This window comes from Tolypothrix campylonemoides VB511288_2, from assembly GCF_045999855.1.
GTDB lineage: Bacteria > Cyanobacteriota > Cyanobacteriia > Cyanobacteriales > Nostocaceae > Scytonema > Scytonema bouteillei_A.
In genome coordinates, this window is sequence record NZ_JBFPMW010000015.1 from 37703 (window position 1) to 52049 (window position 14347).

General features: G+C 39.4%; 16 protein-coding genes and 1 CRISPR repeat array. Of the genes, 4 read left to right on the forward strand and 12 right to left on the reverse strand.

The features are described from left to right. The first annotated feature begins 122 nt into the window (after nucleotides 1-122). From trpA to trpD, 3 genes are all read left to right on the forward strand, one after another. Nucleotides 123-929, forward strand: a complete 807-nt coding sequence (trpA, locus tag AB0756_RS33070) for a tryptophan synthase subunit alpha (RefSeq protein WP_038079057.1) — start codon at nucleotides 123-125, stop codon at nucleotides 927-929. Between the two features lie 141 nt (nucleotides 930-1070). Further along, on the forward strand, nucleotides 1071-2318 hold the full coding sequence (gene trpB, locus AB0756_RS33075; protein WP_050045351.1) for a tryptophan synthase subunit beta: 1248 nt from the start codon (nucleotides 1071-1073) through the stop codon (nucleotides 2316-2318). A 26-nt stretch (nucleotides 2319-2344) separates the two neighbouring features. Then, nucleotides 2345-3445, forward strand: a complete 1101-nt coding sequence (gene trpD / locus AB0756_RS33080) for an anthranilate phosphoribosyltransferase (protein ID WP_038079055.1) — start codon at nucleotides 2345-2347, stop codon at nucleotides 3443-3445. A 403-nt stretch (nucleotides 3446-3848) separates the two neighbouring features. Here the strand turns inward: trpD and AB0756_RS33085 are convergent, their stop codons facing one another. The 9 genes from AB0756_RS33085 to AB0756_RS33125 form a co-directional block, all read right to left on the reverse strand. Further along, complete coding sequence (locus tag AB0756_RS33085) at nucleotides 3849-4235, reverse strand: aspartyl protease (protein ID WP_038079052.1); 387 nt, start codon at nucleotides 4233-4235, stop codon at nucleotides 3849-3851. Next, nucleotides 4232-4507, reverse strand: a complete 276-nt coding sequence (locus AB0756_RS33090; RefSeq protein ID WP_038079049.1) for a hypothetical protein — start codon at nucleotides 4505-4507, stop codon at nucleotides 4232-4234. The genes AB0756_RS33085 and AB0756_RS33090 overlap by 4 nt, the downstream gene beginning before the upstream one ends. Nucleotides 4508-5070: 563 nt before the next feature. Further along, nucleotides 5071-5499, reverse strand: coding sequence for a type II toxin-antitoxin system VapC family toxin (locus AB0756_RS33095; protein ID WP_038079042.1), 429 nt, complete (start codon nucleotides 5497-5499; stop codon nucleotides 5071-5073). After that, on the reverse strand, nucleotides 5496-5711 hold the full coding sequence (locus AB0756_RS33100) for a hypothetical protein (RefSeq protein WP_038079084.1): 216 nt from the start codon (nucleotides 5709-5711) through the stop codon (nucleotides 5496-5498). Before AB0756_RS33100 ends, AB0756_RS33095 begins: the two co-directional genes overlap by 4 nt. Before the next feature lie 182 nt (nucleotides 5712-5893). After that, a complete protein-coding gene (locus AB0756_RS33105; RefSeq protein ID WP_038079038.1) occupies nucleotides 5894-7390 on the reverse strand; it encodes a ThiF family adenylyltransferase in 1497 nt (498 codons plus the stop codon). Between the two features lie 60 nt (nucleotides 7391-7450). Continuing rightward, a complete protein-coding gene (locus AB0756_RS33110) occupies nucleotides 7451-7936 on the reverse strand; it encodes an E2/UBC family protein (RefSeq protein ID WP_038079035.1) in 486 nt (161 codons plus the stop codon). Between the two features lie 55 nt (nucleotides 7937-7991). Further along, complete coding sequence (locus tag AB0756_RS33115; RefSeq protein WP_017750141.1) at nucleotides 7992-8189, reverse strand: hypothetical protein; 198 nt, start codon at nucleotides 8187-8189, stop codon at nucleotides 7992-7994. A gap of 44 nt (nucleotides 8190-8233) precedes the next feature. After that, on the reverse strand, nucleotides 8234-8620 hold the full coding sequence (locus AB0756_RS33120) for a hypothetical protein (RefSeq protein ID WP_038079032.1): 387 nt from the start codon (nucleotides 8618-8620) through the stop codon (nucleotides 8234-8236). 87 nt (nucleotides 8621-8707) lie between these two features. Continuing rightward, complete coding sequence (locus AB0756_RS33125) at nucleotides 8708-9280, reverse strand: LabA-like NYN domain-containing protein (protein WP_038079029.1); 573 nt, start codon at nucleotides 9278-9280, stop codon at nucleotides 8708-8710. A 129-nt stretch (nucleotides 9281-9409) separates the two neighbouring features. Between AB0756_RS33125 and AB0756_RS33130 the strand changes: the two genes are divergently transcribed. Continuing rightward, nucleotides 9410-10012, forward strand: a complete 603-nt coding sequence (locus AB0756_RS33130; RefSeq protein ID WP_038079026.1) for a hypothetical protein — start codon at nucleotides 9410-9412, stop codon at nucleotides 10010-10012. A gap of 36 nt (nucleotides 10013-10048) precedes the next feature. On the opposite strand, the gene AB0756_RS33135 is transcribed toward AB0756_RS33130, so the two are convergent. From AB0756_RS33135 to AB0756_RS33145, 3 genes are all read right to left on the reverse strand, one after another. Further along, complete coding sequence (locus tag AB0756_RS33135) at nucleotides 10049-10315, reverse strand: type II toxin-antitoxin system RelE family toxin (RefSeq protein WP_038079023.1); 267 nt, start codon at nucleotides 10313-10315, stop codon at nucleotides 10049-10051. Further along, complete coding sequence (locus AB0756_RS33140; RefSeq protein ID WP_038079020.1) at nucleotides 10312-10551, reverse strand: hypothetical protein; 240 nt, start codon at nucleotides 10549-10551, stop codon at nucleotides 10312-10314. The genes AB0756_RS33135 and AB0756_RS33140 overlap by 4 nt, the downstream gene beginning before the upstream one ends. A 189-nt stretch (nucleotides 10552-10740) precedes the next feature. Then, nucleotides 10741-12379: direct repeats of the CRISPR family, unit length 37 nt; unit sequence GTTTCCAATTATGCGCCTCCACATTGTTAGTGGAGAC. A 260-nt stretch (nucleotides 12380-12639) separates the two neighbouring features. After that, nucleotides 12640-14334 carry a hypothetical protein gene (locus tag AB0756_RS33145; RefSeq protein ID WP_038093403.1) on the reverse strand — a complete coding sequence of 565 codons (1695 nt, stop codon included), beginning with the start codon at nucleotides 14332-14334 and terminating at the stop codon, nucleotides 12640-12642. Nucleotides 14335-14347 lie beyond the last annotated feature (13 nt).

Below are 14347 nucleotides of genomic sequence, written 5' to 3' on the forward strand. Positions count from 1 at the left end.
CATAATTCATCATTCACCTTCCTCCCCTCTTCTTCCTTCATAATTCATCATTCATAATTCATCATTCACCTTCCTCCCCTCTTCTTCCTTCATAATTCATCATTCATCATTCATAATTCACCATGACTTCTATTTCTCAACGTTTTGAATCTTTACGCAAAAATAACCAGTGTGCTCTCATTCCTTTTCTCACCGCTGGTGACCCCAATCTAGAAACCACAGCACAAGCCCTACAAATTTTAGACTCAAACGGTGCTGACATAATTGAATTAGGAGTTCCTTATTCAGATCCGCTAGCAGATGGACCAGTGATTCAAGCTGCTGCAACCCGTGCTTTAAAACAAGAAACTCGATTGGCTCAAGTTTTAGAAATGGCTCAAGGGCTCACTCCTAATTTGCGATCGCCCCTCATTTTATTCACTTACTACAATCCCATTTTAAATTTAGGTATTCAACCATTTCTCAAACAAATTTCTGCTGCAGGAATCAAAGGATTAGTCGTACCCGATTTACCTCTAGAAGAAGCCAGCGAACTGCTAAATTCTGCCAGTGAAGTTGGAATTGAAACTACATTACTCGTTACCCCAACCAGTTCCAAAGAACGCATAGAAGCCATTAGCAGTCAATCGCAAGGATTTATTTATTTAGTCAGTGTCACAGGTGTTACAGGAGTACGCTCTCAACTGCAAGGAAAAGTGAAAGACGTATTACAAGAAATACGAAATGTTACCAACAAACCCATCGGAGTCGGTTTCGGGATTTCAGGAACAGAACAAGCTCGCCAAGCCATTGACTGGGGTGCAGATGCAGTGATTGTAGGAAGTGCTTTTGTACAACGTTTAGCAGAAGGAACACCACAACAAGGACTGGAAGCTATTAAAAACTTCTGTCAAGAACTGAAAGCATCAATATCAGTTGTAAGAGCTTAATCAATAACTATTTTGAGCCATCTTCTCCCCGTGCGCTCTCTGCGGTTTTTGATTCACATTTTTTGGCACATTTTTTGGGGGAAGAGAGAATTCTCTTTAGATAAAACCAACACATCCACAATCAAATTTCAGGAGACTTCAATGTTAGCAAAAGAACAAGATATCGATAATATTGCTTCTTTCTTCACTCAACAACCCGATGCACTGGGAAGATTTGGTCGATTTGGCGGTAAATACGTACCGGAAACATTGATGTCTGCTCTCAGCGAGTTAGAAATTGCTTTTAAAAAATATCAAAACGACCCCCTCTTTCAAGAAGAACTTCAACCGCTTCTACGCGACTACGTTGGACGTGCGACACCTCTTTACTTTGCAGAACGGCTTACACAACACTATCAAAAATCTGATGGAACAGGACCGCAAATTTATCTCAAACGTGAAGACTTAAACCATACAGGAGCACATAAAATTAACAATGCTTTAGCGCAAGTGCTTTTAGCAAAGCGGATGGGTAAAAAGCGCATTGTTGCAGAAACAGGAGCAGGTCAGCATGGTGTTGCGACTGCTACAGTCTGCGCTCGTTTTGGTTTGCAGTGCGTAATTTACATGGGAATTCACGATATGGAAAGACAAGCGCTGAATGTCTTCCGTATGAAGTTGATGGGAGCAGAAGTACGAGGCGTAGCAGCAGGTACTGGAACCTTAAAAGATGCAACAAGCGAAGCGATTCGGGATTGGGTCACAAATGTAGAAACCACTCATTACATCTTAGGTTCTGTTGCTGGACCGCATCCTTACCCCATGATTGTCAGAGAATTTCAAGCAATTATTGGTAAAGAAACTCGCGTTCAATGTGAGGAAAAATGGGGAGGTCTTCCAGATATTGTTTTGGCTTGTGTCGGTGGTGGTTCTAATGCTATCGGGCTGTTCCATGAATTTTTGAAGGAACAATCTGTACGCATAATTGGCGTTGAAGCAGCAGGTGAGGGTGTTGATACTGAAAAACACGCAGCAACTTTAACAAAAGGTCGCATTGGTGTTTTGCATGGTGCAATGAGTTTTGTCCTGCAAGACGAAGATGGTCAAATTGTAGAAGCACATTCTATTAGTGCTGGTTTGGATTATCCCGGTGTGGGACCAGAACACAGTTATTTGAAAGATATAGGACGTGCTGAATATTACAGTGTTACGGACTCTCAAGCTTTAGCTGCGTTCCAACGTCTGTCTCAATTAGAAGGGATTATTCCAGCACTAGAAACATCTCATGCGATCGCATTTCTAGAAACTCTGTGTCCGCAATTAACAGGTAGTCCCCGAATTGTCATCAGCTGTTCCGGACGCGGCGATAAGGATGTACAGACAGTCGCCAAGTTTTTCAACCCTGCTTAATTCTAGAATAACGAGGAGCAAAGATTATGGTAACGGCACCCGCTCAAGTTGCAAAAAATTCTTCCAACTACGAACCCCCTAATTGGTCTGCTTTATTACAGCAATTACTAGATGGTCAATCCCTGTCAGTTTCTCAAGCTTCTGATTTGATGTACGGTTGGCTGACAGACGGTATTTCTCCCGCACTCTCGGGTGCAATTCTAGCAGCAATTCAGGCAAAGGGTGTATCTGCTGATGAATTGTTGGGTATGGTTAAGGTTTTATATACCCAATCTATCAAAGCAACACTGCGAGACAGCGTTGTCGGTAATTCACCACTTGTTGATACCTGTGGGACTGGTGGAGATGGAGCATCAACGTTTAATATTTCAACAGCTGTTGCTTTTACAGTTGCAGCCGCAGGAGTCAAAGTTGCCAAGCACGGGAATCGTTCCGCATCGGGGAAGACTGGATCGGCTGACGTGTTAGAAGCTTTGGGTTTAAATCTCAAAGCCAGCAGCAAGAGAACTCAAGAAGCTGTTGACGCAGTTGGCATTACTTTTCTCTTTGCACCAGATTGGCATCCCGCCCTTAAAGCGATCGCACCTTTGCGAAAAACTTTAAAAGTCCGCACAATTTTTAACCTCCTCGGTCCGCTGATTAACCCCTTGCGACCGACAGGACAAGTCATTGGTGTGAATAAACCCGCTTTGGTAGAAACTTTTGCTAAAGTTTTGTATCAATTGGGTACTCGTCGGGCTGTGGCGTTGTACGGTCGGGAAAAATTAGATGAAGCTGGGTTGGGAGATAAAACCGATTTAGCTATTGTCTCTGACAAACAAATGCACTTGCTAGAACTCGATCCGCGAGACTTGGGTCTTACTCCAGCCCCAATTAGCGAACTCAAGGGTGGAGATGTCCGAGAAAATGCAGAAATTCTCAAAGCTGTCCTTCAAGGGAAAGGGTCGCAAGCACAGCAAGATATCGTTGCTCTCAATACAGCTTTAGCTCTGTATGTTGGTGAAGCTGTACCCGATACTGGCGATTATTTTGAGACTTTGACTAACGGCGTTGCGATCGCTAAAGATATTCTTCAAAGCGGTCAGGCTTGGAATAAGTTAGAGCAACTTTCTCAATTTCTACAGTAATTTCAGTACTTGAAAGTTTTGGTAGGGGTGCAAGGTATTGCGCCCTTACATCTTTATTCAAAGAGGTTTAATACATCAATACCTTTGCCAATTTTTCAAAAGCCCTACAGACTGGAAGTCTGTGGCTACATAAACAAAGCCCACCTGCGTGGGCTAAAACCCAAAGCCCACCTGCGTGGGCTTTGTTTGTACAGCAGAGGCGGCGCGTTGCCCAGAGCAGCGCCGTGCGGGGGTTCCCCCCGTTGAAGCAACTGCCGTCCACATTTCTAATGTGGGGGCGTTTTGGCAAAGGTATTGATACATACAAAAGTTATTAAACCGCAGATGAACGCTGATGCTGGCTGATAAATCTGTACTTCGCCTGTGTTCAAGAATTAACCAAGGTTGAGATAATGTAGAGGTTTTAACCGTTTAGAGTATCTCTCAACGCTTTGATCGTCACGCTGCCACCCTCAACAGTTTCAATCTCAAGTTTAAACCCATACAGCAGACTCATTCCCACAAGTGGATCGGTTTCCGAGGCTGCTACATCCACAACTTGAGGCTGACTATCCCAAATAACGATCGCACGATACATTTCAAAGATTGCTTCGCTACCATCGCCCAAAGTTGCAACATCCCGAAATATCCAAGGTAAGCCAAGAGACTCGATTGTTGCGAGCGGAAGAGACAGAAAGCCTGTGAAACCTGTGTCAATCACTGCCTCTATCATCTGCTTTGGGGCATCGGCACGACCAAGTGCAACCCGAATCACGGCTTCACAACTCTGATTAACGAAACCGCGCATCATACTGTTTTTCTTAAACTCCGAGATCCAAAGCGGTAAACAGCACGATGTCCAATCCGGATTACCCATGGCTGAGCATCTGGATACCGCTCATAAAGCCGATCGGTAGCCGCGATCGTATTATCCGCAATTTCAAAGGCCCCGGTTTCGATATCGATAGCCACAATCTTGCCATGATTGCCTTCCTCGACTTGTTGACGTACTTGAGACTCATAAATCTCATTGCCACGGCGAGCAAACTCTTCTTTACTGTAACGAGGTTGTCGAATTGCCATAGCCTTGACTTTATTGCAATTGTACCCATTTATTTTAACTTGGCGATTGGCTTTATCAATTAAGTACGGAAGGCAGTCGCGAGGCAGCGCGTTGCGGTGAGTAGCGCCGTGCGGAGAGAAGTTGCTATTGGGGGAAACCCCCAATAGCAAACTTCGGAGGGTTCCCCCCGTTGAGGCGACTGCTCTGGGTTCCCCCCGTTGTAGCGCCTGCCGTCCACTTTTCTAGAGCGTCGGTACAGTATTCCCAAAAACCCGATTTCTTCAATTTGAGCTTACGAAATATCGAGCTTTTCGAGTCAGAGAAACCGGGTTTTTTGTCTTCATATTGATTACTGTACCGGCGCTCTAGAGTGAGGGCGTTTTGGCAAAGGTATTGACTATATGTAAGGGCGCAAGGCATTGCGTCCCTACTAGTGTGGTCTATTGACCTGAAAATGGCTGTAAAGTGTGAAATACTATAAACCATCGATTCTATATGCCAAAAAAAGATACTCAAATGTTATTGTTTCCTACTGAAGTTAAAGTGAGTCACGATATGAGGATGTCCAAGCTCACGTGATGCTTTAAAGTGTCCAATCTTCAGTTAATAACCCTGTCACTTTACTAAAGTCTCGATGGTTACGAGTTAACAAGATCAATCCACGAAATAGCGCGATCGCCGCAATCCGCGCATCCATCTTTGCCAGTTGAATCCGTTGTGACTGTAATCGATCGAATGTCGCTGCTGCACCCACATCGAACGAGACAAGGGGCAAAACTTTGAAGTCGCTAACGAGTCGTGTCATCATTTCATATCCTTTCACAACATCATCTAAGTTACGAGCACGATTGATATAAGCGTGACTACCTAGCGTCTGTTCGTGAAACGTCACAGTTGATACAGCAAAATCTGACAATGGGTAGTGAGTCATGCGTGTCGAAAGGTTACTGTAATCCTTCCCTACTTGACGCTGAAGAATGCTCAGATGATCTGTATCCAATAAATATTTCATAGCTCATCTTGCGCTTCAAGAAGAGACTCATTCCCTTGGCGAATCGCTCGTCCGTAAGCAAGCACTTCGTCAAAGGCTGGTTCATCTTTGAAAGACCCCGTAATTTGTTGCAGCCAATTTGTCTGTTGAGCAGTCGGAACTTGCTTCTGCAACTCAGCGATCGCTGCTTCTATTGCTGCAAGTCGTTCTTCTAAAGAAGTGTTAGGTGTCATTTGAGTTCCTCCTATGTCTAATTGCCATAGCCTTGACTTTGTTGCAATTGTACCCATTTATTTTAACTTGGCGATTGGCTTTAGCAGTTAAGTACAGAAGGCAGTCGCAATGAAAAAATTTCAAGACTTGACCCGCATAGTAACAACTGTTTGGAATCTTCACTTTTCAAAGCGAAAAGAGTTCAAAGCCAATAGTCCATATTTTCAACATTGCTTTCGCTAGAAAATTCTTCACTTTTTGCTGTAAAAGCATCAAAGTTAGAACAAAAATAACAATCAGGTGTTTCTAAATACTCTGTATTGGTCTGATGCCAAACACAGTTAGGAAACTCATAAACCCAATCAATTCCAGCATTTACATTCAAAAAACCACTGACTGTGCCATGAATTACACCGACTGCGGTACTAGCACAAATACTATTCAACCAAAATACGGCTGGATCGTTAACTCCTTCTAAATAACCTGCGCTTGCAACCATTTGATTGATTTGTACTGGTGCGGATTCTACAGCAGCTTTTTGCAGGTTGATAATATTGCCACACATCAAGCACCAACCGCCTCCTAAAGGAGGAATGGTGACGCGACAAAACATTCGCGGTTTGCGATCGCATTGATTCAGATCGATGTGAGTGCCAAGGCAAATAAGAGGATGCATATATTCTAATGCAAGTTCTTGGGCTATTTTGCGAGAAAGATGATTATCTGTTGCAACTACGATTAAATCGGATGTGGCTATAGCCGATCTAGCAACTTCATTGTCTATTGCTGTTGGTATTGTGGTTACACAGGAGCCTGTTTGATAGATTTTTTTGATTAAGTGTTTTACGCAATCAACTTTTTTCCATCGCTGTTCGACCATTTTTTGAGTAGCTCCTGGCATTCGATTGAGGTTGACTGCTTCTATGCGATCGCTGTCTATTAATATCCAATTCCTTACACCTAACCGCCCTAATAGTTCGGCAAAGATTGAACCTATTCCACCACATCCGATAAGACTTACTTTTAGTTCGCCAAGTTGTTTTTGACAGGTTTCGCCAAATACTTTTTGCCTGGAGAACATGAGATTGCGATCGTTGGATATAAGCTTTGTCATATCGATTGCACCATAATTCTGAATTGTTGATGCAATATTATGCTCTTGAAAGTTGTCTTCCAGAGAATTTGTGCTCTCCAAGTAATTAGTAGAAAATTTTATATCATAGGATTTTTTTCCTTTTCTGTCCCAGATACGAAATTTACTTTGTTCTAGTGATTGATTGAAGACACCTGAAATTAGCCGAGGCTTTTTAGGGAAATTCTTAGCCAGAAATCGAGCATAATCCGCTTCATAATAATTATCAACAGAAGAAAATTCAGGAATTATCTCCCCAACATGAGTATGAATATGAACGACATGCAAACCTTCTTTGAGATACTGTTTCAACAAGTAGAAATGAAATTGTTGTGTTAAAACTAATCCACTAACAGACTGCATCTCATAGCAATCGGGAGAAGGAACAACCCAAGCTTTAGGAATATAGCGAATTTTTCTTTTTGACACTTGATGGGGTTTACAAAAAAAGAAACCAATCACTTCTTCATTTGAATTCCGATAATCCAACATATTTTGACGAAACTCTTGCCACATTTTCGGCGGTATATGCAAAGAATACTCTACCAGGAGATTTTGATGTGTCATAAAATTTGACCCTCAGTACAATTTATTCTTTTTCATTTTCCTTTCATAATTCATAATTCCTCATTCATCGCTATTAATTGCATGACGTGCAGTTACAAAGAGTGTCGCGAGGTTATGTCCTCTATCAACTTGCTGAGTTGGCTTCCAGGAATTCAACCATACTTCTCGATTGAAGCCTCCTCCGAGTCCCACACAATACCAGTACCATCCTTCATCACTTAAGAAAGGCGCTCCATAATAGCTTTGTCTTGTAAAGTGATGATCTCCTTCTCCGGTTGTATTCCAAGGATAATTAAGATAACAACCGATAGGAGGTAATTCAGGATATTCTGGAGGCAATAAGAACAAAACGTCGGTATTAGAAACTGTAAACTTCTGGGAAGATAAAGGCATTCCTTTAACTAAAATAGCCGTGTATTTGACATTCTCAACTGTTTTAGTACCAACAACAATATTTTTTGCTGCTTTTTCCAAAAGTTTGAGTTCTTCGAGCAATCTTGAAGTTGGGCGAAACTCAAATTTATCTTGACTAATTGTAATTGTCATAACTTACCTACACAAAATTATAGTTGACTAACGTTGACTTATATGGGGCTTACGCCTACCCTTTAACAATTTTGGGTACAGTCCATACTTTTGAGCCTTCTTTCAGAGCTTCATTATTCTTCAAGGGTCTAGTTCCACCAAAACCTTCTTCCATAACATCGTCGTTACCAATTTCTGGAAGTTTTTTTCTCAGTTGTTCTACTGTAGTTCCTTGTGGTAAATCGACTAGTTTTCCATTGATGACTGCTCTCATATTGTCTCCTTTTTTTGTGAATGCTGTATTGCTGATAGTTTTAATCAAGAAATGGATAACTTGAAGTTTTTTGTAATATATAAAATACCCACTTGTGTTTGAGATTTTGGTTTATGAGGAGTGCCAAACCAGTACCACAAACAAAATAAGCCAAAGATACTACTACAAATGCTGACAATGATAAACTGGACAAACTGTCTGGAAATTGATTCTTCAAGAAGAATACATCTTTTATCTAATTGATTGAGATGATTTTTAATGGTGTTGAGTTCTTGTGCATATTTCTGCTCTTGTTGCTGGCTTAGATTCATCATTTGTGCCTCTAATGTTTGAACATTTTGTATAGTATTTGTCGTTTTCTGCTTGAGCGTATCCAGAGTTTCTAAGCAATCGTGTCCTTGAGTAATTAGTTTTCCATTAACTGTTGGCATGATATTCACTGGTCATTTGTCGTTTGTCATTGGCATTGATTTATGTTGGGTTGAGGAACGAAACCCAACCTACGTGGTTGCTGAAATTTAATCAAATATGCTGGTGTTACCAATTCTGTGAAAAGTTTGGCTGCTATTTTGAGGATTGAATGAATCAAAGACTTCAATTAAATCCACAATGCTATTAGCCGCATTTTTTAATTCGCTACCTAACGATTGTTCTACTGATGCAACTTCAACGCGCATTCCTCTTCTTCTCAATTTTTCTGCTAAATAAGCAAAATCAGAATCGCCTGTCACTAATACAACGATATCCGGCTTCACTTCTAAAGCTAATTCAATTGCGTCCATTGCCATAACGATATCAATATTACTTTCATAGTCTTCTCCTTTCACTTTTCCTTCTTTGGTAACGACTAAAAAACCATTATTTCTAGCCCAGTAAACAAACTTTTCTTTGGTTTTTCGCTGTTCTTCAAATCTTTCTCTGGCTGGAGGTAATCCTACGTAAATTACCATTTCTATCAATTCTCTACCTTCTTTAGGATCTGCGAGGTAGTGACAAATTTTTTGCCAGTCAATTTTCCTATTAAAGCTTTGTGCTGCTAAGTAAGTATTATCGCTATCTGCAAAAATCAGGACACGACGAGTTGTTAGCATAGGTTTTCCCTAACTGCTTTCGGCTTGGGTTTGATTTGTCTATGCTTTATTAAAGCCTATGCTTGGAAAGGCGAGTTTCCGAATAAAATAGTTTTACAAGAGGTTGAAACTAGGCACAACTAGCAAGCTATGCCATACAGTCAATTTACTATCCAACAAATAAAAAGTAACTTTGGGATTGTTATCTCCGAGCAATTTGGAATTTTTGCTGATATACCAGAGATAACTTATAGCGATTTTCTGGCTCAATCTCTTAAAGAATATTTACCTCTAGCATTAGCGATCGATACTAAAAAAGCACGTTCCGAACTAATTGTCATGCCTATTTTGGTAGAGATGAAAAGACAAATGGCATTACAAATTAGTATATTTTCTGGTAAAGACTTGACTGTAGATGTTACAAAAGGTTTAAATGGATTTTGTGATTTTTTAATTAGTCTTTCTTCAGAACAAATAATTATTGAAGCACCAGTTGTAACTTTAGTAGAAGCGAAAAATGATAATATTCAATCGGGTTTGGCACAATGTATGGCAGAAATGATAGGTGCTCAAATTTTTAATGAAATTAAAGAAAACCCAATTAGTGTAATTTATGGTGTAGTGACAACTGGTACAAACTGGAGATTTTTGCGATTGAAAGGCAATACTATAGAAATAGACTTTAATGAATATTTTATCAGTCAGGTGGGGAAAATACTCGGAATTTTGAAAAGTACAGTTACTGGTCAGTAACAACTATAAGCGATCGCTATAATCTTGTCATATTTGTTAACTTTCATCTTTATAAATCTTACTACGATGTCCAATTTTTACAACATTTACTAGTAAAACATTCTCAAATATATCGTATATAATACGATACTCGCATACTCTTATTCTATAAGTATTTTCTTTACCTTTAAGCTTTTTCACTCCACTGGGACGGGGTTCTATAGCTAAATTATCAATTTTAACTTGTATTCGTTCTTGAAGTTCTAGTGGTAATTTTTTAATTTGTTTTAACGCTCCTTTTAATATTTCAACTTTATAATTCACGCAACTTCCTTTTTTCTTTCGGTTTTCAGTTCTTTTTTAGCTTCTTCCCATGACACTGAACCTTCATTTTCTGCTTCTTTTTTAGCAAGCTCGTATGCTTTTAAATCTTCTTCCTCTTCTTCTTCTTCTATTTTTATCAAGAGAGTGTAAATTTCATCTAGAGTACTATCATAAGCTTGATTTATTAGTTCGTTGATATCTTTGATTAACTGTTCGCGTTCGCGTTCGGTTTTCATAATTAATACTCTTGGAGCTTGTCAACTCTATAGTATCCTATTTTATTTGTAAAATACCTGTTTGCTAGGAAACTCTTACCAAAAAAACTTTATTTATTCCAATTTGACCAAATTCGTCGGGTAATCGTCAAGATGACTTCTTAACTAGATCGAAATACCCTACTACAAATACTTATAGCAACTTTATTGTTTTTCAATTATACGCCTCCACATTGTTAGTTGAGACACCAAAAGCTAGACCAAAATCAAACCAATACAGTTTCCAATTATACGCCTCCACATTGTTAGTTGAGACACTTTAGCCAATACAGTAAGTGTGTTACAGCAAGTTTCCAATTATGCGCCTCCACATTGTTAGTGGAGACTTATTGCGTTGTTGGGCAATTGATACAACAACTGGTGTTTCCAATTATGCGCCTCCACATTGTTAGTGGAGACATTCTTCAAGCATACCTATCTGCTCAAGTACATCCGTTTCCAATTATGCGCCTCCACATTGTTAGTGGAGACCCCATGATTGAGCTTCTTCTACCGAATCAAAACTTTTCTGTTTCCAATTATGCGCCTCCACATTGTTAGTGGAGACAAAAGGCAGAGGAGGACAGGCAATTGTTCTGAGGTTTCCAATTATGCGCCTCCACATTGTTAGTGGAGACGAAGGTTTTGAAGATCATTATAATGAGTTACTTTATGTTTCCAATTATGCGCCTCCACATTGTTAGTGGAGACCTCTTTGCTTTTTCGATCGCTTCTTCTTTGCTGTCAAGTTTCCAATTATGCGCCTCCACATTGTTAGTGGAGACTTAATTGATATTAGCTATAGTTTTGTGGGAGTAATGTTTCCAATTATGCGCCTCCACATTGTTAGTGGAGACGTAGGTCGTGTCTAGGATTCGGCGGGTTTTGTTGGGTTTCCAATTATGCGCCTCCACATTGTTAGTGGAGACCCATCGCTTCTCAAGATGGCAATCCTTATAGAGTTTCCAATTATGCGCCTCCACATTGTTAGTGGAGACTTTGCTTTTAATTCTCCAAATCGCTTGCTTACTAACATAAGTTACCTCGTGTTTCCAATTATGCGCCTCCACATTGTTAGTGGAGACAGAGGCAGCGATCGCGAGTTGGGAAAAAGCTAGAAGTTTCCAATTATGCGCCTCCACATTGTTAGTGGAGACGCCACAAGGCTATTTACGTTCTAAGCCAAATTAGAAAAGTTTCCAATTATGCGCCTCCACATTGTTAGTGGAGACACTGCTTACCTCGGTTGCGCCCACTGTGGTGGGGAATTGTTTCCAATTATGCGCCTCCACATTGTTAGTGGAGACTATCTGAAAATGCAGAACCGCGCTCGTCTCAGGGAGTTTCCAATTATGCGCCTCCACATTGTTAGTGGAGACCAGCTACTTTGTAATATTTGTAGCCTGGGTCGTTTCCAATTATGCGCCTCCACATTGTTAGTGGAGACCAATGACTGGTAGGTAAGAATTTGTTTCTCCGTGAGTTTCCAATTATGCGCCTCCACATTGTTAGTGGAGACGTGATGGTGCAGAAAAAGACATTGGTTTTATTGGGTTTCCAATTATGCGCCTCCACATTGTTAGTGGAGACTCCAGTCATTCTTTTCCCTTCTCTTGACTTAAAAATGTTTCCAATTATGCGCCTCCACATTGTTAGTGGAGACCTCACGGTGTAGAGTGCTCGGCTTCTTATATTAAAAGTTTCCAATTATGCGCCTCCACATTGTTAGTGGAGACAATCCATTTGTCTTCCATACTCTTGTGTTTTGGCTAAGTTTCCAATTATGCGCCTCCACATTGTTAGTGGAGACGGCGGGAGTCTAGAGAGCTTGCAGAACAAGACTTTTGACTCCTATTTTCGCGGACCACATAAAAAAGTACCGTTTGAGCGATCGCTTGTCAGCACCTCCCATCATAAAAATCTCTGTAAAGCTAAGTATAGCAAGGGTTTTAGAGTTTCCGCGAACCCCCATCTTAACTAAAATGCTCCAAAGCTATGACTGATAAGTATTGGCAGGTTATATAACAAGCGTTCGATAAATACACCTCCTGGTTCGCGCAACTGCGGTGCTCAAGTGATATCGTTTGCGATCGCTTCTAATTCATCATACAAGTTCCTCTCATTATATTTGAGGCCCAAGCAGTCTATTTGATTAAGAAATTTTTCTTTTACAGCTTGCTGATATGCTGTCAGAACATCTGTGTAAGTTGATGTAGTTGAGTTTCCTAATAAGTATTGAATCACTTCTTGTTCGTTAAATCCTAACAAATTATGCATTAGTTGGTTACGGATATCGTAATCATATTGTTTTTTATTATCTTTTTCGATGCACATCCATTTGAGTAAATCCCAAGAGTTAAATTCTGGTCTAAGTTGATGAAGCCATTTAAATAATCCAGAATTACTATTCATCAAATCGAATTGTTTTTTTTGAAATTTCTTTTCAAAATTAGCAATTGGAAATGACAGTTGAGTTAATATCTCAATTTTGATATCAATAAGTGTTTGCTCGGTTCTATCCCAATCGGGTATACCTAAAACTGATTTAAGTTTTTTATCTAGATATGAGTCCCGATTATTTCTAATAAAAACTAATCCTGGTTGCTGCCACTTAACTAATTGTTGACTTATAAATATCTTTTTATTATGACTAATATTAAGAATTATTTTTTGATTGTTAATTTCCTTTGCAATCGCAGCTTTTAAGAAAGTCTCATGAGCCGCAGCTAATAAAGCAATACCTTGAAGGTAGTTCTTTTCCTTAAAAAAAATCTCAACTAAATTTAATGCATCAACAACACGCTGTATTGCTGGTTCTACATTAAACTCATGTCCTTTTGCCAAACTTTCACGAATATTAAATACACTAACCATGTTTTCCAAACGTGGTTTAACATTTTTATTGTCTACATAACCAATCTCCTGTAACATAGACAAAGCTACACCAGGTAGACCTTCGATTGTTAATTGTTTTGCCTTTTGAATTTGTATTCCCATCCAATAATTAGAAATCTCAACTAATTGAGGGTCAGAAGTTTGCTCACCCTCATCGTTAAAAAATATATTACTAGATAAAAACTTCACATTTTTAAAATTGCTTAAGCTAGCAAATTGTACCGCCGAAGATATTGCTGGAGTTCCTGCTTGATGACTAACATATATAGTGTCATTGGGATTATACTGAGGAAATTTATTTAATTCTTTTTTAAGATTTTCAAATTGTTCTTGAACTACCTTCAAAGTTTTATCCCAATTATCTAACCCTTGTTCTGACATTGGGTTTAAAGTCAAAAATTCTGGTTCAACGGGTGAAAAAATTTTATTTTGTCTAAAATATTCCTTAAATACAGATTTTAAAGTACAAGTATCTTGCCAAAAAGGAGATAATTCATTATTCGTTACTTTTTCATTCAATTCACCGGATTCATTAAGAAAGATATTTCTTTGGTCGGTCAACAATACGATAATAATAGATGGTTTCTCATTTGGATTTGCCGAAAAATATTGAGAAAAAGTATCTAACAATGGAAATGCTAAGTCACTATAATTGTTTTGTAAATAATTTTCATAAACTATGCCTAGTACCCTAGCAGGAACGAGATAAAGTTCGGAAGCTTTATCTTGCTGAATAGCTGCAAATTTATCACATTTTTTTATATCTTTTTCCTCGTCATACCTCACTTCTTCATAAAAGAGATTTTCCCAATTGTAATTTATCTTTAATTGCACATCACTATTCCCTGTAGTAATAATCCAAATTGACATTTTAATCCTCCTT

Bases quoted from the DNA above. Each gene is read 5' to 3' on its own strand.
- trpA (WP_038079057.1), top strand. From the start codon at position 123: ATGACTTCTATTTCTCAACGTTTTGAATCTTTACGCAAAAATAACCAG.
- trpB (WP_050045351.1), top strand. From the start codon at position 1,071: ATGTTAGCAAAAGAACAAGATATCGATAATATTGCTTCTTTCTTCACT.
- trpD (WP_038079055.1), top strand. From the start codon at position 2,345: ATGGTAACGGCACCCGCTCAAGTTGCAAAAAATTCTTCCAACTACGAA.
- AB0756_RS33085 (WP_038079052.1), bottom strand. From the start codon at position 4,235: ATGATGCGCGGTTTCGTTAATCAGAGTTGTGAAGCCGTGATTCGGGTT.
- AB0756_RS33090 (WP_038079049.1), bottom strand. From the start codon at position 4,507: ATGGCAATTCGACAACCTCGTTACAGTAAAGAAGAGTTTGCTCGCCGT.
- AB0756_RS33095 (WP_038079042.1), bottom strand. From the start codon at position 5,499: ATGAAATATTTATTGGATACAGATCATCTGAGCATTCTTCAGCGTCAA.
- AB0756_RS33100 (WP_038079084.1), bottom strand. From the start codon at position 5,711: ATGACACCTAACACTTCTTTAGAAGAACGACTTGCAGCAATAGAAGCA.
- AB0756_RS33105 (WP_038079038.1), bottom strand. From the start codon at position 7,390: ATGACACATCAAAATCTCCTGGTAGAGTATTCTTTGCATATACCGCCG.
- AB0756_RS33110 (WP_038079035.1), bottom strand. From the start codon at position 7,936: ATGACAATTACAATTAGTCAAGATAAATTTGAGTTTCGCCCAACTTCA.
- AB0756_RS33115 (WP_017750141.1), bottom strand. From the start codon at position 8,189: ATGAGAGCAGTCATCAATGGAAAACTAGTCGATTTACCACAAGGAACT.
- AB0756_RS33120 (WP_038079032.1), bottom strand. From the start codon at position 8,620: ATGCCAACAGTTAATGGAAAACTAATTACTCAAGGACACGATTGCTTA.
- AB0756_RS33125 (WP_038079029.1), bottom strand. From the start codon at position 9,280: ATGCTAACAACTCGTCGTGTCCTGATTTTTGCAGATAGCGATAATACT.
- AB0756_RS33130 (WP_038079026.1), top strand. From the start codon at position 9,410: ATGCCATACAGTCAATTTACTATCCAACAAATAAAAAGTAACTTTGGG.
- AB0756_RS33140 (WP_038079020.1), bottom strand. From the start codon at position 10,551: ATGAAAACCGAACGCGAACGCGAACAGTTAATCAAAGATATCAACGAA.
- AB0756_RS33145 (WP_038093403.1), bottom strand. From the start codon at position 14,334: ATGTCAATTTGGATTATTACTACAGGGAATAGTGATGTGCAATTAAAG.